Origin of the sequence: Levilactobacillus suantsaiihabitans (assembly GCF_004745505.1) — a bacterium.
Classification (GTDB): domain Bacteria; phylum Bacillota; class Bacilli; order Lactobacillales; family Lactobacillaceae; genus Levilactobacillus; species Levilactobacillus suantsaiihabitans.
In genome coordinates this window covers 17,795-36,106 of record NZ_RKLX01000013.1, presented here as the reverse complement: position 1 = coordinate 36,106, position 18,312 = coordinate 17,795, and the positions used below count along the sequence as shown (strand labels likewise).

General features: G+C 54.0%; 16 protein-coding genes. 14 read left to right on the top strand and 2 right to left on the bottom strand.

Annotation, left to right across the window (positions count from 1 at the left end):
- Window positions 1-412 precede the first annotated feature (412 nt).
- The 5 genes from EGT51_RS08570 to EGT51_RS08550 all read left to right on the top strand — a co-directional run bounded on the left by EGT51_RS08570 (window position 413) and on the right by EGT51_RS08550 (window position 7,735).
- Window positions 413-1,924 carry a hypothetical protein gene (locus EGT51_RS08570; protein ID WP_135368329.1) on the top strand — a complete coding sequence of 504 codons (1,512 nt, stop codon included), beginning with the start codon at window positions 413-415 and terminating at the stop codon, window positions 1,922-1,924.
- Complete coding sequence (locus tag EGT51_RS08565) at window positions 1,917-2,942, top strand: hypothetical protein (protein ID WP_135368296.1); 1,026 nt, start codon at window positions 1,917-1,919, stop codon at window positions 2,940-2,942. Before EGT51_RS08570 ends, EGT51_RS08565 begins: the two co-directional genes overlap by 8 nt.
- A 1-nt stretch (window position 2,943) precedes the next feature.
- Complete coding sequence (locus tag EGT51_RS12965; protein ID WP_225428706.1) at window positions 2,944-6,066, top strand: SbcC/MukB-like Walker B domain-containing protein; 3,123 nt, start codon at window positions 2,944-2,946, stop codon at window positions 6,064-6,066.
- On the top strand, window positions 6,063-6,893 hold the full coding sequence (locus tag EGT51_RS08555) for a DUF2399 domain-containing protein (RefSeq protein ID WP_135368295.1): 831 nt from the start codon (window positions 6,063-6,065) through the stop codon (window positions 6,891-6,893). The genes EGT51_RS12965 and EGT51_RS08555 overlap by 4 nt, the downstream gene beginning before the upstream one ends.
- 416 nt (window positions 6,894-7,309) lie before the next feature.
- Window positions 7,310-7,735, top strand: coding sequence for a GNAT family N-acetyltransferase (locus EGT51_RS08550; protein ID WP_167850175.1), 426 nt, complete (start codon window positions 7,310-7,312; stop codon window positions 7,733-7,735).
- A 272-nt stretch (window positions 7,736-8,007) separates the two neighbouring features.
- Here the strand turns inward: EGT51_RS08550 and EGT51_RS08545 are convergent, their stop codons facing one another.
- A complete protein-coding gene (locus tag EGT51_RS08545) occupies window positions 8,008-8,856 on the bottom strand; it encodes a hypothetical protein (protein ID WP_225428705.1) in 849 nt (282 codons plus the stop codon).
- Window positions 8,857-9,320: 464 nt separating this feature from the next.
- On the opposite strand from EGT51_RS08545, the gene EGT51_RS08540 reads away from it, so the two are divergent.
- From EGT51_RS08540 to EGT51_RS08520, 5 genes are all read left to right on the top strand, one after another.
- Complete coding sequence (locus tag EGT51_RS08540) at window positions 9,321-9,725, top strand: hypothetical protein (protein ID WP_135368292.1); 405 nt, start codon at window positions 9,321-9,323, stop codon at window positions 9,723-9,725.
- 188 nt (window positions 9,726-9,913) lie between these two features.
- On the top strand, window positions 9,914-10,771 hold the full coding sequence (locus EGT51_RS08535; protein WP_135368291.1) for an SDR family oxidoreductase: 858 nt from the start codon (window positions 9,914-9,916) through the stop codon (window positions 10,769-10,771).
- Between the two features lie 42 nt (window positions 10,772-10,813).
- Window positions 10,814-11,245, top strand: coding sequence for an Rrf2 family transcriptional regulator (locus tag EGT51_RS08530; RefSeq protein WP_135368290.1), 432 nt, complete (start codon window positions 10,814-10,816; stop codon window positions 11,243-11,245).
- A 170-nt stretch (window positions 11,246-11,415) separates the two neighbouring features.
- Complete coding sequence (locus EGT51_RS08525) at window positions 11,416-13,302, top strand: glycoside hydrolase family 2 TIM barrel-domain containing protein (protein WP_135368289.1); 1,887 nt, start codon at window positions 11,416-11,418, stop codon at window positions 13,300-13,302.
- Window positions 13,286-14,245, top strand: a complete 960-nt coding sequence (locus EGT51_RS08520) for a beta-galactosidase small subunit (RefSeq protein WP_135368288.1) — start codon at window positions 13,286-13,288, stop codon at window positions 14,243-14,245. The genes EGT51_RS08525 and EGT51_RS08520 overlap by 17 nt, the downstream gene beginning before the upstream one ends.
- A 768-nt stretch (window positions 14,246-15,013) precedes the next feature.
- On the opposite strand, the gene EGT51_RS08515 is transcribed toward EGT51_RS08520, so the two are convergent.
- Complete coding sequence (locus EGT51_RS08515; RefSeq protein WP_135368287.1) at window positions 15,014-15,616, bottom strand: NADPH-dependent F420 reductase; 603 nt, start codon at window positions 15,614-15,616, stop codon at window positions 15,014-15,016.
- A 175-nt stretch (window positions 15,617-15,791) separates the two neighbouring features.
- On the opposite strand from EGT51_RS08515, the gene EGT51_RS08510 reads away from it, so the two are divergent.
- The 4 genes from EGT51_RS08510 to EGT51_RS08495 all read left to right on the top strand — a co-directional run bounded on the left by EGT51_RS08510 (window position 15,792) and on the right by EGT51_RS08495 (window position 18,311).
- Window positions 15,792-16,436 (top strand): TetR/AcrR family transcriptional regulator, encoded by a 645-nt coding sequence (locus EGT51_RS08510; protein ID WP_135368286.1) that lies wholly within the window; start codon window positions 15,792-15,794, stop codon window positions 16,434-16,436.
- Window positions 16,437-16,544: 108 nt separating this feature from the next.
- Window positions 16,545-16,958 (top strand): NAD(P)H-binding protein, encoded by a 414-nt coding sequence (locus tag EGT51_RS08505; RefSeq protein WP_135368285.1) that lies wholly within the window; start codon window positions 16,545-16,547, stop codon window positions 16,956-16,958.
- 67 nt (window positions 16,959-17,025) lie between these two features.
- Window positions 17,026-17,661 (top strand): NAD(P)H-binding protein, encoded by a 636-nt coding sequence (locus EGT51_RS08500; RefSeq protein ID WP_318531305.1) that lies wholly within the window; start codon window positions 17,026-17,028, stop codon window positions 17,659-17,661.
- Window positions 17,662-17,831: 170 nt separating this feature from the next.
- A complete protein-coding gene (locus tag EGT51_RS08495) occupies window positions 17,832-18,311 on the top strand; it encodes a flavodoxin family protein (RefSeq protein WP_135368283.1) in 480 nt (159 codons plus the stop codon).
- Window position 18,312: the final 1 nt, after the last annotated feature.

The window sequence follows — 18,312 nt, the reverse complement described above, 5'->3', positions numbered from 1 at the left end:
CGGCGAGCATTAAGGCTGCTAACTGAATAATCTCGGGTTGGGACTGGTTGGCTGTTTTAAGCGGAACCGGGCTGCCTTTTGGCGCACGTTTCAGCTAGGTAAAGGTGATGCGAAGCGTCTGGGAAGTTCTGTCCCAGACCTTTTTTTCGCGTGGCAAAATCATTAAATGGGTAATCATGTTATCGGGTGCTGTCGCCAAAAAAAGGTTGACGCCGGAACACCTGTTCTGTATAGTAAACACTACGCATAATTAATCAGATGCGTTAAATTAAAATTCTTATATTTAGATTGGTAAGCTGATTAAGCTGCCGGAACAATTTCACCGGTAAACTAGACGCTAATCGGGCGTTGTCGGTATACTGGAGAGATGAGAGTCTCGCAGAAAACCTGCGACATAGAGGAGGGGAGCATCATCGCAGTTGCACTTGATCCAAAATTAAGAGAGCTATTGCTGGCCAACAATCTCGGGTTGAGCAGAGATCACCGGTTGGCCGGTTGGAATGTGTTGACGATTCTCTATCACGACGGCGCTGCCAGTGGCGAGGTCACGGATTTAAACTACCTCTCTCAGAAATATAACAACGAGTACCTGGATGAGGAAGAAAAACCCATCACCGATGAAGTTCTGAAGCGAATCTTGGACGTGTTGAGCACTCAGGCGGGCTTGATTGAAGTGTCCCCCAAAAAGGTCCGCAAACGCATGATGAATGGGGGATACCACATTCACCAATCCTACGTTTACAAGATTACGAGTAGTGGTATTGAGTATTTAACCCTAATGGTCAAGGTCATCGATGCCGATAACACGGTGACGGCCAACATCACGCGGATTCAGGAGTACTGTGTGTTGGTGGCGAAATTGGCCGATCCGGAACTGTCGGCGGAAGATACGCAGCTGTTCAACGATTTTCAAAATATGCTGGCGGCTTACGCGGACGTGATGAAGGGAATGCACAAGCTCGACGAAGACCTCAGTGAGTTGGCCAACGACCTGGCCTTCAATCATGGCGGGGCCGCGGCCGAGCAGTTACAACAGATGCTGCAAGACAAGGCCATCCCAGCCTTTAAGCAGCTATTGGGTCAGGGCCCGCGCATTCAAGCCCTGGCGGATTCCACTAGCTTTAGCAAACGCGTCGCCCGCAGCCAACAGGGGAGCGACGACCTTGACGCGGCTCACGCGACGGGCGACCAGGCGAAGATGCTCTTGCGTTTTCAAAGCGTACAGGCGTACACCCAGCGCCAACTGGAACGACTCGCGGGGAGTTTTGACCCCAGTGCGACGGCCATTGACAACAGTCTGGATACGGTCTATCTCTTGTTTCAAACGATTCTGGGCGCGATTCGCTTGCTCAGTCAGGAGTACGACCACATTCAAAGCCAGACCGTTGACGTCAAGGCCTTGACGGGGCAAATCGACCATCTGTTGACGCACTATCAATCGTTGATCGTGCGTCAGCCGATTCCCCGCCACCTGCCCAATGATCGCGAGGACTTAGACGATAGTGCGGATCTTTTGAACGCCACGACGATGGGACCCGTGGTCTATGCGGCCCAAACGCGCACGACCAAGGTTGCGACCGAAGCGGATAACCCGCCCCTGGCAACGGATGACCCTGAAGTGCCGGATGCCCAAGCAGGCCTGGTGGAATTTCAGCAACTCGTGATGCGAGACGCGGATTATGGCGTCGTGGATCATGACCTGACCTTTCACTCGCGCCACGCCCGCGATGAAGTTATCCGCCTGTATAGTGCCACCGGGTACAGTCACTACGATAGCTTTGCGCCGTTTGGTCGGCCAGTCGTCAAGGTGGCGCTACTCAAGGCCGAACCGGTGCGGATCCACTGTGTCGATGAGCAGTATACGGTGACCTTGCCGGGGTCGTTTGCCGTCTGGTTTGCCAAGGGAGATGAAGACCATGAGTAATTTACGCGCGACGGATCGCTTAATTATCAATCAACTTTTTAATAATGGTGTCTTCACCCGAACGATTACGCCCAAGACCACGGGGCCGATGGTGGATGCCATCAATGCTTTAAAGAAACCAGCTAACCAACAGCGGCTGAACAGCTATTTTAAGAATTTACTCGGGGTGGTCCCGGACAACTATCAGGAAAACCTCCTGTTCTTGTTTGGCACGCAACGCTTAGAGCCAGAGGCGGTGCACGTATTACTGGCGACCATCAAGGCGGTCATTAACCTCCCGGAATTGCAAAATACCCAAAGCGACCGGGTGGTGGCGACTCAGACAATCATTCGGCAAGTCCACAGTGAGGTCGTCACGCTCAACGAAAAGGAGATTCGCCGGCAGATCACGGCCTTGTTCGTGGACCGCTTCGCGTTGTTTGTGCCCGACCTGCCCGATCTGGGGCCCAGCGAGCAGACCCAAACGGTGGAAGATTACTGGGACGTCAGCCCGGATTTCAACTACTTTGCCCAATGCCTGGTCAACCATCTTCAGGCGCAAACGGACACGCAGCCGTTGACGGCGGTCCAACGGGTCAACCGGGCGCTGTTGACGCAACGCTACTTGAGTCGCTCCTCTAAATTGTGGCCGGATCTACTGGTACACAAGGTAGAAATTGCGGAACAGTGGGCGCAATTGGGGCGATTTGATTTGGAGTGCGGGGATGACTACGCGTTGCTATTGGATAATACCCGTCAGCCCAGCAAGGCCAAGCCGTTTGTGGTGGCGATTGCCGTGGCCAATTCCTTGGGGGTCGGTATCCCCAGCGATATGTTGACGACGCGGATTCATTTGTTAACCCGCCAAATTTTTCCAGAAACCGATGTGCCAGTGGGCTTGGTCAAGCAAGCACTGACGGATAACGGTTTGGTCAAGGAAGAAAACCAGTACGTCAGTCCCACGCCCATCGTCAGTCGCTTTGTCATGCGGACGATGGTAGAACAGGATGCCAAGACACCAGATGAGGGGGAAGCATAACATGATGGAACTAAAGGAACATTTGACGCCGGTCAGTTTTCACCTGCGTAGCTTCAACAAGTACGGGTCCCTGGATCTACCAGCGGCCGAGAACGGAAATTTAACGCTGATTGGGGAAAATACCGCCGGGAAAACGACACTGGCCAACTGCTTCTTCCCGATGTTGATCGATGGGTCGATTGCGACGCCGTCCTTCAACTCCGCCAAGGGTACCGACAAATTGACGCAGACGGGGAATCCGCGCAACAGTGCCCGTGAATCGCGGAACTTCGAAAGCATGTTACTGGGTTGGGGCAGCGGTGCCATGAAGGTGCGGACGGGCTACAGTTACATGCGGTTGCGGTCGCAAAAACGCCAGGTCATTTTAGGCCTGGGAGCGCACCGGGCTGTCGGCGAGATCCGTAAGCCCACCTGGTGGTTCGTCGTCATCAGCAATCGGCCCGACGCCGAGTTACCGTTGATCACGGCGCGCACTGATGGCACCGGGCTAAACGAGACCGAATTTCGTGAAGCCAATGCCGGCTTGGGCAACCAATTACGACTCTTCAACCAAGCCATCAATTATCGGGAATACGCAGCCACGCAGGTCTACGGCTTTACCAGTGGTGAATCCCTGGGCAAATTAGCCGCGGTGTATCGCCTGTTGGCTTCACCGATTTTAACGGCCGGCAATGCCCGCTTTACGCCGATTCGCGAGGCCCTAAAGCATGCACAAGAGGGCATCGATCCCCAGATCATTCAACAGGTCGCCGACAGCCAGCGCGAGGTGAACCGCACCAAGGGCGTCTTGGAACGACTGAAGCAGGCCCAAACACGCCTCCAGAGAATGAAAAAAGAAATTTTCTGGCGCAACCTGAATCACATTCGCGAAACCACGCTGATCCCGTATAGTCGGGTGCGCCAGGACCATGAAAAGAAACAAGAAGTCATTGACCAGGCGCGGCAGATGATTGCTACGGTGCAGGAACAGTTGCAGTTGGTGACGACGAGTCTGACCCAGGTGACCGAACAGTTACGGCAATTACGCCAAGCCAAGGCGGATCAGCAAAGTATCGTGGTCTTACGCGACCAATACCAAGCCCAGATTCAAAGCCTCACTAAGCAGTTGGCAATCTACCAGGCCCAACAGAAGCAGTTAAAAAAGGTCCGAGCGCAATTAGCCGAGGTGGTCCAGCAACAAACGACCCTCACCACGCAACAACAAGCCGTCCAAGAACAACAATTGCGGCCGCTATTAACGCAGTTGGCCACGCGGGCCACGGACTTGCCCGAACTGATGGACGTGGTGACCGAAGTTGAGCCGACCGACGTTAACGTGGGCCTGGCCGACTACATTCGACAAATGAAGAAAGTCTTGACGCAGTATCAGGCCGATGAACGCGCCAAGGAACGGGTCAGCCGTGACGTTCAAATCGTGAGTGAGATGCGGGAGACTTTAGGACAACGCATCGATCAACGACTCCAAGGGCCACTTCAGGGACGGGTGCGCAAGGATCTGCAACAAGATAACGTTGACGTACACGAAGCCGGTGCAGCCAAGATGAATGACCAGTTCCAAGAAATTTTGGCGAAACAACAGGCGGCGTTGCGTGCGCATCCTGATTTGAAGGTCATTTTAGACCAGGCTGATTTCTTATCAGAATTGGGTCAACAGCAGCGGTCATTAGCTCAGCTGGTCCAGCACTTGGCGGATCTGCGTCGGCAGTTAGAGAGCTTGGCTAATACGCAAGCTCTCTATGAACAACAGGTCGACGACGTGCAGGCCCAAATGGACCCTGATTTTGACGCGCAACAGGCGCAAGACACGATTGTTGACACGCAACAACGCCGGGATGCCCTGGTCATCGATACGCAAATCGACCAAAAGATTGCCCAGGCCGAACATTCGCAACATCAGTTCGAACGGGAACAAGCGAAACTGAGTAATCAGCAAGCCCAAGCAGAAGGCCGCATCAGCTCTGCCAAGGAAGATATGGTGGGCCTCAGGGACCAACTGGACCAGCTGGAAACGGATGGGCAGGCGATCCTGCAGACCTTAGCACCGTACGTTCCCGCCGAGACGCCGCTGACCACGATTCTGGAAGCCCTGGCGTTTGTCCAACAGCATCGTAGCGAGGTCCGTAACAGTGACTATGCTGATATCAGTGATTGGATCGGCCGCTTGATTCATAAGAACAATAGCGATGGTATCGACCGTAACGCCTTGGATACGCTGTTTGAGGAGCGGGGGTATAACGATTTTGCCAGTGCCATGCGTCAGCAACGTTCCGTTAACCGCAACGGCTTGACGGTCGTGGCCTTTGACATCAACAAGGCGCTGCTCTTGATGTCGACCGATGAAAGTCACGTCAAACGGGCATTGCAGGAACTCACGACTGGCAACAACGTCGCCCAGGATACCTATATGGCCGCGGCCGTGCAGCGAATCACCTCGCAATACCGGTTGATTGGCGATTACAACCAGATGCTAATGGAGGGTGTCAGCCGCGAGCAGAGTATCAAATTGAAGATCACCCTGACGCCGGTGGACGTCGATGCCCAAGTCATCACGGAAGCCTGTGATCCTCAACTCCAAGAGCGGCCAACGTTATTGGCGGAGGTTCAAAATCGCTTGGAGAAATTGGCCAATGACCTGACCGTGGCCGACGATGACGAACTGTTCATGGCGGCCGCCCAACGACTGTTGGATACCCGTCAGTGGTCGGCCTTTAAGGTCATGATCAAACGGCGGCAAAGCGATGAGGACCACTACGAAGAAGTCGACGACAAGTTCGTTCAGTCCGGAGGTTCCGGGGCGGAAAAGGCCCAGGCCATGGTGTTACCACTGTTGCTGGTGCCTAAGATGGTCCTGCAACGCGCTAAGCTGCCGGATGCGCCTTATCTGGTCATGTTCGATGAGTTTGCCGACAAGCTGGACCCGGAAACCGCCAAGTCGTTTGCCAAGACGATTGCCCGGTTTGGCTTCAACTTTATTGCGACCATGCCGAGTGGGGCGCAAAATAAGATCTTGGCCGATGGTGTCGACAACATTGCCTATGACGTGATTGCGCCCGCCAAGCAAGATGACGGTCGCTTTCATGAAAACGTCGTGCGACCAGCCTTGAGTTGGGGGGATGTCCAGTGATGACTTATCAACAGGCCTACGAAACGGCCACGGGCAAACGTGCCCCGCAAGAGGCCGCTCAGCTGGCTAAATTGTTTGACCGCATTGCGGCCGGTGAAGTCTTGCCGCCGCGGGGCCAACAGGCCGTGGATCTGGGCTTGACGGCCCATAGCCTCAACGACCCGCAGGAAAATCCCGCCGTCTACGACTACTACCGGTGGGTGTTGACCAATTGCTTTCAGCCGGAACAGATCACGGAACTGACCGCCAAATTGATTGGCCGCGTATTCACGTGTGCCAATGTCTTTCAAACCGACCTGCCCCAACCACTGACGATCAATCCGTGGCAGGTCACCGCGATGCGAGATTTTCCATTGCGGACCGACCGAGCCATCATTGTCGAAAATAACGGGGTCTTCGCGTGGTTACTGCAGTTGCATCCCGATTGGCCGCTCATCAACCAGTCCGGCAACGACTTTAACACCACGTACCTAGCGTTGATTCAGTCCCTGGAACAGCGCCACGTGGCCCTCACGTATTTGGGCGACTTGGATAGTCGGGGAATTCAGATGGCCGACCACCTGTTTAGCGTCTTGCGGCAAACACCAATTGCCACGTTCACCGCGATCCAGTCGCCGGTCAACGTGGTGCAATGGCTAACGCTAAAGGGAAAAGCCAATCGCCAGCGAACCCGGTCGCTGGCGATTCAAAACTCAGTCTTTCAAAAAGAACTCAACTCGCTCAACCTCTTGGGCAAGTTCGTCGAACAAGAACAGCTGATTGCCACGTATGAGCCCCTGGTAACGCAGTGGTTAGCCAAATCGGAGAGTGGGCCAAAAGGCGATTAGCTGGCGAGCATTAAGGCTGCTAACCGAATAATCCCGGTTTTGGATTGTTTGGTTAGCAGTTTTAAGCGGAACCAGCTGCCTTTTGGCGCACGTTTCAGCTATATAAAGGTCATGCCAACGAGCCTGGGAGGTTTTATCCCAGGCTCTTATTTATTTGGTGCGGTGACGAGGCAGTGGCTGACAACTGCCGAACGTCAAGAGGCTGACCGTAATAAACAAAGCGGCAAAAGATGAGACAATTTTAATAAGCATCTCTGATTCCTCTCCAGGTAAGATTACTGTCATTGTAGCATGGATTCAGGTGGGGCGGGAAAGAGTCGTTTTACCCCATAAGTCACTTAATGGCAAATTAGTTATCGCTAAGTCAGGATGAATTCGTTAAAATGAAGGCAACCTGGTCTAAGGAGGACGCAGCGATGGCAACTTTAAAACGCACAGACTCGACGACACTGGCACTGTATTTAAACACGATTTTTACCCAACAATTTACTGAAAACCACTTGGCCTATGACGGTAAGGTGGGGGAGTTACTGGCAATGGGGGCCTATGATGGTGACCGGCTGATTGGCGGCATCATCATGCGGCGGCGCTACGACCATCTGGCCATCACGCAACTGGCGATCGACCGGGCCTATCGTGGCCAAAAAATCGGCACCCAACTGATACGTGCGGCGGAACGACTCGCCCGCGACCGCCACGTCATCAATATCACCCTGTCGACGCGGAGCTATCAGGCGGTGGGGTTCTACGAAAAATGTGGCTATCAAATTTACGGTACCCTGCCGGATCTCCCGTTTGCCGGGGTCACGACCACGTATTTTTACAAACGCCTGACACACTGAAATCAAAAAAACAGGGCAAACATAGGACCGCTGAAAAACTAAATTGTTATTTGAAGAATCACCATTTAAGCCTAAAAATAGCCAGCAAAGTGAATGGTTTCCCCCACTTTGCTGGCTATTTGACTATATTTTTGGGAGTTCGATTTTGCAAATGCCGGATTTCTGACTCTTTCGGCAGCTCCACAAACAGCCCAAGCTCGTTCGTTTCATCTTTATATAGCGAAACCGGCTAATCGCCTTTTAGCCAACTCTCTCGATACGAATCGCTTAACTTAATCACTGACACCATCATAGCCAATAAACGTATAGTAAAGCTGGCCACCGATGCGGTACAGACTGTCGAACGTGCCCGCGGTCCCCGTTTCCGGATTGCCCGCAATGTGTTGGGGTTGATGGAGGTTCTTTAAGGTCAGACGGTAAAGCGTTTGGCCGTCACGCGTCACGCGTTGGGTCTTAACGCCGGTAATGTCGTGGCTGAAATACAGCGTGCGGTTGGGATCCTTGAAGTCGGTCTTCACGATCTTGCCCATGCCAACGGGTTTTTGGTAAAAGCCCAATCCCGCATTCGCCCGGCGGTCATACTTGAGGACCTCCAGATAGCCGTCCGGCGTTACCCGAATGCTTTTGGTCTGCGGCTCCACCGGACTCAAGGCCGCCTTGGCCCCGCCGATGTAGAGGTCGCCGTGACTGTAGCCCGGCATGTAGTCGGGGGCGGGCACCCGTTTGAAGGCGCTCAGCCTGGTCGTGTCGGTGATGGTTGCTTGCGGATCATACGCGCTAGCGCCGGGATCAATCGTGTAGCCGGGTTTGGCGCTGCCAGCCAAGGCCGTGTAGCTCAGCCGTGCCAAGAATAGCTGCAGGCTGGGCACTAAATAGCTGCCGGATTTGGTGGACGTCAGGTTCCCCGCGACCGTGATACCCGTAGGCAGGGTCAGTTTTTGGCGAATGGCGTGGCCGGATTTGTAAGTTGGGAAATAGGCCACCTTGACCGTCACGGGTCGGGTCGTTTGGTAGTAGGCACTCAAATTGAGAAAGTCAGTACTGGCGGCGTAATCGCCGACCTTAACGATGGCGCTGGGCTTCTCAGTTTGGGCCTGTGCGGCGAGATAACCGCCACCCACAATAAGCCCAACGACGAGGGCACCCAAGCTACCTTTGACAAGCTGTTTGAAAATGGGAACCGACTCCTTTCAAGAAATTTCATCAACTTTAGTATACCTGAAATGCTATGGAAATGCACCGGGTGAAAGCGGGGTAGGCGGGTTAAATTGGGAAATATAACCCGGGTTAACCGGGGCAAGGAGACCGAGGGAAATACTGCTTAACCCGGGTGATAACCCCCTCATTGCAGCAGTGCCCATCAGGCTGCGTCGTTTCGCCGCTGACCTTACAATCGCCACCGGTCAAACCAATTGTGCTGGCATCAGTTGCTGGAAGAGGCGATTAAACGGCCAATCGATTTTTGACACCAAATATTCCGATAGTTAATGGCGGTAATTTTCAAGCCCGGCGTGTATAATTTGGGTAGTGACCAGTCAACGGAAGTCGTTAAAAGCTGAATCGATTTTCCTGGAGGATGGAAAACATGAAAAAGTTGGGACAAGTCATGGTCATTGCCTTAACGACCATCATGGTAGGGGGCGTTGCCGCCACGACCGCTGATGCGGCGACGTGGCACAATGGCACGCCCAAAGCCCTGCGTGGCAATTGGCAACGGGCCTATAAGGATCAGGGGACCAAGATTGTGATGCATTTTCAGGTAAAGGCCAAAACGATTCATCTGACGCGCAAGCACGCGACCACGAGTACCTGGTCGCAATTGAAGTACCAAAAGGTGGGCAAGCAGACCTACAAGTTAAAGGGGACGTTCAAGAGCAAGGATCTGACCGACAAGGATGCCCGGCTCCAAATCGTCCTGAAGAATCACAAGCTTGAATTCAAGAATGCGTGGTCGAGCAAGTATGATTATTTGGGATGGTACCACAAGTAAATCACACACTTCATTATTAAGACCCGGGATGCGCTTCCTGGGCCTTTTTCAAAAAGGCACACAAACCTGTTGACTTTAAAAGCACAACCGGCTATGCTGTAACCTGTGATTTATAAAATAACAACCAACATTTATCCTGTAGCTGTTGTGTTCAGAATAACAGATGTTAGAATAAGGAGACGTTAATGATGAAATATGCCATTTCTGCCGCGACCGGGCGCTTCGGTCAACTTGCCATCTCATATCTACTTAAGGTCGTCGATGCCGGTGACGTTGTGGCCATTGTCCGCGATGCCGCCAAGGGCCGCAGCGTTTTGCCGGCTGGTGTGACGGTTCGCCAAGCCGATTACGGCGACGAGGCGGCCTTGACCCAGGCCCTGACTGGTGTCGACCGGCTGTTATTCATCTCATCCGTGCCGGGTGGGGAGCCTTCACGCCAGCAACAACACGCCAACGTGATCCAAGCGGCGCAAACGGCTGGCGTTGCTTTCGTGGCCTACACCAGCTTTGCCCACGCCGATACGGCGCAGTCGCCGTTGTCCACGGATCACGTGGCCACGGAAAAAGCCTTACGGGCCAGCGGACTACGGCACAGTTTCCTGCGCAACGCCTGGTATTTGGAAAATGAATCCAGCTACCTGCAAGCCGGCGCCAACGGCCAAAATGCCGTCTACGCCGCCGGTCAGGGCCGCATCAGCTTTGCTCTGGAACGCGAGTATGCGGAGGCGGCCGCTCAGGTCTTGATGACCCCGGCGCCGAAGGAAGTCTACGAATTCGGGGGCGAACCACGGACTTATGCCGACTTGGCCGCAGCACTCAGTCAGGTGACGGGCAAGTCGTTTACCTTTAAGTCCGTTGACGACGCGGCCTACCGGGAATCACTGCAGGCTGCCGGTATGGACCAGGGGCTAGTGGCTGGATTAAATAGCATGCAGGCGATGATGCGTGCTGGCGAATTAGACGTGACCAGTTCTGATTTACCAGACGTGTTGGGGCGGCCGTTGACTAGCCTACCGGACGCCATCCACGAGATCTTACAGCGCTAGAGCGTTGCGGCGAAATGGTGCCCAAATTTTGGAGGAAAACCCATGAAATATTCGTATAAATTGAGTGATGCCATTCACATTTTGGTCTACATCTATATCGCCCCGCAAGGCCTCTTGGACAGTCAAACGATTGCAGCCAGCATTGGCGCTAATCCCAGTGTGGTGCGGCGGTTGATGGCCACGTTGAAGCACACGGGGCTGATCATCAGTCATGCCGGGGCCGCCGAACCGCGCCTGGCGTGTGACCCTCACGACATCACGTTGCTTGAGGTCGCCCGCGCCGTGGAACCCGGGCAGATGTTGTATCACGTGGATCCGCGGACTAATGCGGATTGTCCGGTCGGCGCGCACATCCAGCAAACCCTGGATGCGGCGTACACCCGTATTCAGCGCGCGGCCGAGGCCGAAATGCGCCAGTTGACCGTCGCCGATATGATCCAAGATGTTCAGGACCGCCACCAGCAGGTGAGCTAGGTTCATCAAATTAAAGCCGTAATTTCAGCAGTTTTTCCGGTCCAGTAGCCGGAGAGACTGCTTTTTTAATTTGTCACTCAACAACTGACAATTACCAACGACTTCGCTGGCATCTCATCAATTCTGTTGTATAATAACCAATGTAAGCGTTTTAAAAAGGAGGAAGACTTTTGAAAGCAGAAATTTCATGGCTGGACGACCCCCAGACTTTTCGGGTCAACCAGTTACCCGCACATAGTGATCACCGCGGTTACGCGACGGTTGCGGAGGCGCAAAACCAGCAGAGCAGTCTGGTCCAAAGTCTTGACGGCGCTTGGGAATTTGCCTTTGCGCAAGACCCGCAACATCGGCCAGTCGGCTTTTATCAGCCAGATTTTGACCGGGCGGACTTCGATCGGTTGGCCGTTCCCGGCCACATTGAGCTGGCGGGTTACGGCCAGATTCAATACATCAACACGGCCTATCCATGGGAGGGCAAGCATTATCGCCGGCCGGCCTACAGCATGGGCGCCGATCGCCCCGAAAAAGGGATGTTCAGTACCGACCCGCAAAACACGGTCGGCGCGTACGTGAAGCATTTCACCCTGAACTCCGAATTGCAGGGGCAACGGGTCAGCGTCGAATTTGACGGCGTCGAACAGGCCATGTACCTGTGGTTGAACGGCCATTTCGTGGGCTATGCCGAAGACAGTTTCAGCCGCTCCGAATTTGACCTGACGCCTTACCTGCAAGACGGCGACAATCTGTTGGCCGTCGAAGTCTTCAAACACAGTACCGCGGCCTTTCTCGAGGACCAAGACATGTTCCGCTTCTCCGGGATCTTCCGTAGCGTGCGGTTGGTGGCCAAGCCTGCCTTGCACGTCGAGGACCTGACGATTCGCGCCGGGGTCGACGATGCCTTTAAGACCGGCGATTTAAAGGTTAAGCTGCAATTATCCGCGGCTGACCAATTGGCCGGCACCGTGACGGCGAGCCTTTTGACGGCCGATGGCACTACCGTGTGGACCACCGAGTCGCCCGTGGCCGCGAACCTAGACCTCAAGACGACCGTTGACGCGGTCCACCTGTGGCAGCACCACGACCCGTATTTGTACCAGCTGCAAATCGAATTGCGCGATCCCCTCGGCCAACTGGTCGAAGTCGTGCCGTATCAGGTCGGGTTCCGTCGCATTGAACTGAAAAATAAGATCATGCAATTGAACGGTCACCGTTTAATCATCAACGGCGTCAACCGCCACGAATGGGACGCCCACCGCGGCCGCGCCGTGACCGCCGCGGACATGGCCCACGACATGCAGGTCTTTCACGACAACCACATCAACGCCGTGCGGACCTGTCACTACCCGGACCAGGATGCCTGGTACCACCTGTGTGACCAAAATGGCATCTACATGATGGCCGAAAATAACCTGGAAACCCACGGGACCTGGCAAAAGATGGGCGCCGTGGAACCGTCTTACAACGTGCCTGGCAGCCTGCCGCAATGGCAATTGGCCGTCTTGGATCGTGCCAAGAGCAACTACGAAATGTTCAAGAACCACCCGGCCGTTTTGTTCTGGTCACTGGGGAACGAATCCTACGCTGGCGATGACATCGCGGCCATGGACAAGTTCTACCACGACGCCGACCCGACGCGCTTGACGCACTACGAGGGCGTTTGCCGCAACCGGGTCTACGCGGACCGCATTTCCGACATGGAAAGTATGATGTATGATCCGCCGCGCGCCATCGAAGAATACCTGAAAAATGATCCGGACAAGCCATTTGTCAACTGTGAATACATGCACGACATGGGCAATTCCATTGGCGGCATGAACAGTTACATCGACTTGATCGATAAGTACCCCATGTATCAGGGCGGCTTCATTTGGGACTACATCGACCAGGCGTTTTGGACCAAAGATGAGGTGACCGGCCAGCCGGTTCTGCGCTACGGCGGGGACTTCGACGACCGGCATTCGGATTACGAATTCTCGGGCGACGGCCTGCTCTTTGCCGACCGGACGCCTAAGCCAGCACTACAGGAGGTGGACTACTACTATGGCCAACACGACTAAATTAAACGTGATCTACGGCGACGTGACGCTAGGACTCAGCGGTCCGGGATTCCACTACATTTTTGCCTATGACCGCGGCGGCTTGGAGTCGCTGGTGCGTTACGGTAAGGAGTGGCTGTACCGGACGCCGATGCCCGCTTTCTGGCGCGCGACGACCGATAACGACCGGGGTAACGGCTTTTCCACGAAGTCGGCTGCCTGGTTAGGGGCCGACATGTTCAGCACCTGTACCAGTGTGGACGTGGCGGTGGATGGTCAGGCCATTCCGCTGCCCATCGCGCCGGAAAACAACAAGTATTCCGACCACGAAACGGCGGATTCAGTGACGATCACCTTCACCTACACCACGCCGACGGTTCCTGCTACCACGGTGACCGTGGCCTACACCGTTGATGGCAGTGGCCAAATGACCGTGACCGCCCACTACAACGGGGCCGCGAGCTTACCAGAGCTGCCAGTCTTCGGGTTACGTTTCGTGATGCCAACGCGCGCCACGGGCTTTGATTACCAAGGCCTGTCGGGCGAAACGTATCCGGACCGCCAAGCTGGCGGCAAGCCGGGCACCTACCACGTCGCTGGTCTTCCGGTGACGCCGTACATGGTGCCGCAGGAATGCGGGATGCACATGCAAAATGACTGGGTCAAGGTCACGCGGGCCACGACGCAAAACAACGCCGACCCCGATCACCAGCCATTTAGCCTGACGTTTGCCCAAGCCGACCAACCGTTTGCCTTCAGCTGCCTGCCGTACACGCCGGAGGAACTGGAAAATGCGACGCACATGGAAGAACTGCCGCTCGCTCGGCGGACGGTCCTGACCATCTACGGGGCTACCCGTGGTGTCGGTGGCATCGACAGTTGGGGCGCCGACGTTGAACCGCAATACCACGTGGCCGGGGATGCTGACCATGAGGTGAAGTTTGTGATTGCGGGCGTTGAATAGCGCATCGTCAAAGAGAGTGAGCCAAAAGGTGATTAGTAGGCGAGTATTAAGGCTGCTGACCGAATAAGCCTTAGCAGTTTTAAGCGGAACCGGGCTGCCTTTGGGCGTACGTTTCAGCTAGGTAAAAATAACGCGAAAGAACCTGGGCAAGTTTTTGTCTCAGGTTCTTTTTAGTTGCAATCGACTATCTAGATGATATGATTTAGCTACCAATTAGCTGAGAAGTGAGTCAGATGGAAAATACTGAAAAGCAGCCCGATTTAACAGAAACACAGTTGGCGCAACTGCTGGATCAACAATTTGAGAAAGAGGTGAACCCAAATCGATAACCACTATGTAACGCGTAATAACTGGGCAATTGAATTAGATCAAGCGTTAGCAGAAGTTAAAAATGGCGATACTAAAACCGTTTCCGTTGATGACTTCATGAAGCTCCTTGACAATCCTGATGATTAAAAAGGTCAGATATCCCAAGCTGTTTTTAAGAACCTGGAAAAAGCTGCGAAAAAACTATGATACCGCGAAAATGACCCAAGCGATTGCTTTAATCGTTGCTGAAGACCATGAAATGCTGACTCGACAAGTTAAGTGGCACACGCCCAAAGGTAACCATGCCGGCGACTGCAGGGGGTTGATTTTTGGTTCAGCACCTAAAGACTAGCAGTATACCTAAGCACAAAAAGGGGACCATCCCAGAAATTAGCCAATTTCTGGGGTGGTCCTTTTTTATGCGAGTGGGGAGTTTGTCCCAAACTTTTTTAAACCCAACTAGTCCAGTGATTCATCCAGCTGCACGAACGCCGTATGACCCAAGCCGCCACCGACCTGCATGACGCTGCCGCCGTGACGGAGCTTGCCTAGGTTGACCGGGTGGAAATTCAGTGGCTTGACCAGCTCGGCGAACTGCTTTTTGGCAGGGCGATCATCACCAGCGTAGAACAGGACCCGTTGGCCGGGACCGTCGACGCGCCCGTTCATCAGCTCATGGGGCAAGGTGTTAAAGGCTTTGATGACCCGGGCGTTGTGCGCGGCTTTCGCAATGACTTCGCTACCGGTCAATGGGCGCGTGTCGATCTTCTTAAAGTCCGCGGTAAATTGATTGGTCACATCGACCACGATACGTTGTTGGTAATCGGCGACTTGGTTTAAAACAGTCGGCGCCACCGTAAACGGTACGGCGATGATGACTAAGGGCTGTTGGAGGGCCACGGCGACCTCCCCAAAGGTCACGTTGGCCGCAAATTCTGCGCGACGGGGTGCCAGACTGGCCGCTCCACCCTGGTGACTCAAGACGATGGTGTTTTCGCCACGACTGAAGGTCTGCGTCAAAATCGTACCGACCGTTCCGGAACCCACAACACCAATATTCATAATGCTTCATCCTTTCGGTAAATTGTCTTAGGTCTAGTCTACGGGACTGGCGGGAAAAAGCGAAGTTATTTGTTTGTGAGAATTCTGCGGGTACATTTCTGATTAGACAGATAAGATTTTAAGTAGTCTAAACCGCCAAGAAATGCTATGCTGGTTACATAAGGAGTGACCAGACGTGATCAATCAAAAAGACTTAATGCGCAAGCTGAACCAAGTCGTCTTAATTGAAGGCTTTCAAAAATTATCCATGGGAAAACTGGCCGCCGCGGTAGGCATTAGCCGGGCCAGTCTGTATCTGTATTTCAAGAACAAAGATGAGGTCGTTCAGGCCGTGGTCGAACGCCATTTGGGCTTCATCGCGGAACATCCCGTGCCGCAGCAATTTTCCCCGGCGACCTTCCTACCGATTTGGTTGGCATCGCTCCAGCTGATGGGAACGACCACCGAGCGGTTTATGGCCGACCTGCGGACCCACTACCCAGAACACTTTCAGGCGGTCAGCGAAGCCCAGCAGGATTACTTCGCCCAACTAGAGACTTACATCACTCAGGGGCAGGCGCAAAAAGTGTTGATGGACGTCTACCCCGCCGACTTTGTGATCTTTCAGGCCCAAACGCTGATTCAAGGTATCTTGACTCGGGTGCAGCATCGCCAGCTGGCAGTTGACCAGGCGGGACGGTATGTGGAGGCGACCTTGCACCTGCAATTAGTCAGCCTGTTGGCAGCCAACAGCCAAGCGCGCCTGGACGTCAAGCAGGTGGCCGGCCTGGAAGCGGCGGTTTTGCGGAAGTTCCGGGAGACCTATGCGCTGATTTTATAGGAAAGAAAAATTTTTAAACTTTCCCCTTGCCTTGAAGTACACATCAAGGTCTATCCTAAGGTCATTCAAGTGACATGAAAGGAAATGACACGGATGACAAAATAAGTATTGATTCTCGCCGCTAACGGCCAAATTGCGCGACTCGTGGAACACCGGATCTTAACGGAGGCGGCCTTTCAAGACGTCGCCTTGACGCTGTTCTTGCGTCACGCCAGTCGGTTGAACGATCTGCAGGACAATCCCCGCGTCACGTTGATTGAGGGGGACATCACGGACGCTGACGCCGTGGCCAAGGCAATGGCCGGCCAAAATCTGGTCTTCGTGGCCGTGGTGGACCATGACCGGCAAAACCGGTTAACGAAAAACGTGATTGCTGGGATGCAAGCATTTGCCGGTGAACGGGCCTTCTTGGCCGATCAGGCACGCCGCCACGTCGTTGATGTGACGTTGTTACACGATATTTACACGGAAGTTTTGATGTCAGAAGCCTTGGTAGTGGACCCTTACAGCCGAATGGTTTAAAAGACTTGTCTTCGAGTCGACTCGAAGGTTTATCGTGAGCGTAATCAGTCAAAAGGAGTGTGTCATGATGAAAATTTTAATTCTAGGTGCGCATGGTCAAATTGCCCAATTGGTCCGGACGCGGTTGCTGGCCGAAACGAATGCGACGTTGACTTTGTACCTACGCCAAGCAACGCGACTAAACGCGGTTGACGCACAACGAGAAACGGTTGTCGAAGGTGATGTCAATGATTACGCCACCCTAAAGGCCGCCATGGCCGGTCAAGACCTGGTACTAGCTGATTTGGGTGGGACGTTTGAACCCATGGCCAAAAATATCGTGCAAGCCATGGAGGAAACTGGCGTGCAACGCTTACTGTATATTACGGGATTGGGCCTGTACCACGAATTGCCAGCAAAGTTTGATGCCTGGTTGGAACGGTCGATTGGGCACGCCGTCATGGAGGATACACGGCGAGCGGCCAGAATTATCGAAGATTCACCGCTCGATTACACCATCATCCGGGCTGGCTACATGACCAACAAGGACGAGATCGATTACGAGCTGACGGAAAAGGGCGAAACCTTCAAGGGAACGACCATCTCGCGGCAAAGTATTGCCGATCTGATCGTGAAGATCGCTAAGAATCCAGCCCTGCACAGCCGCAGTAGCCTTGGCATTGCGAAGGCTGGTACGGATGGTGATACGCCGGTGTATGCCTAGCTTAAGCGACAGGCTGGCTGGTGATGGGGGTCATGCCGTGTAGCGCTGTGGTAATTAGAACGCGTCGACAAGTAATGAAGCTCAAGTCTGTTTTTTTGAAAAAACGCTTGCCTTAAAGTCTACTTCAAGGTCTAAACTGGAACCATTGAATAGATAAAGGAGATCTGCACATGGCAACGAAAACGTTAATTGTCGATTATTCATGGTCCGGAACTACCGCCAAGCTAGCGGCTGCTCTGCAGCACGTGACTGGCGGTGATCGGGTGGATTTGACGGTCGCCGCAGAAACCTTTCCTAACGATATGTACGCCACCTCTGATGTGGCGAACCAGCAGCTGACAACGCAGCAGTTACCGGCCTTAACCAATGCGCTCCCCGATGTTAACGCCTATGATGTGTTGCTCGTGGGCGGTCCCGTCTGGTCGGCGAAGGTATCGACGCCGGTCCGGTCATTCTTACAGCAGCTTACGAACTTCCAGGGCACTGTCGCGCCGTTCTACACGGACGCTGGCACCCCCGGTGGTTACGAGGATGACTTTGCCAGTCTGGTCACGACCGCTACCGTGGTCCCGGGAATTGGTTTGACAGCGGGAGAACTGCGGGACGCCGAGCAGCAGCTGACCAGTTGGTGGCAGAACCTAATTAAATAAT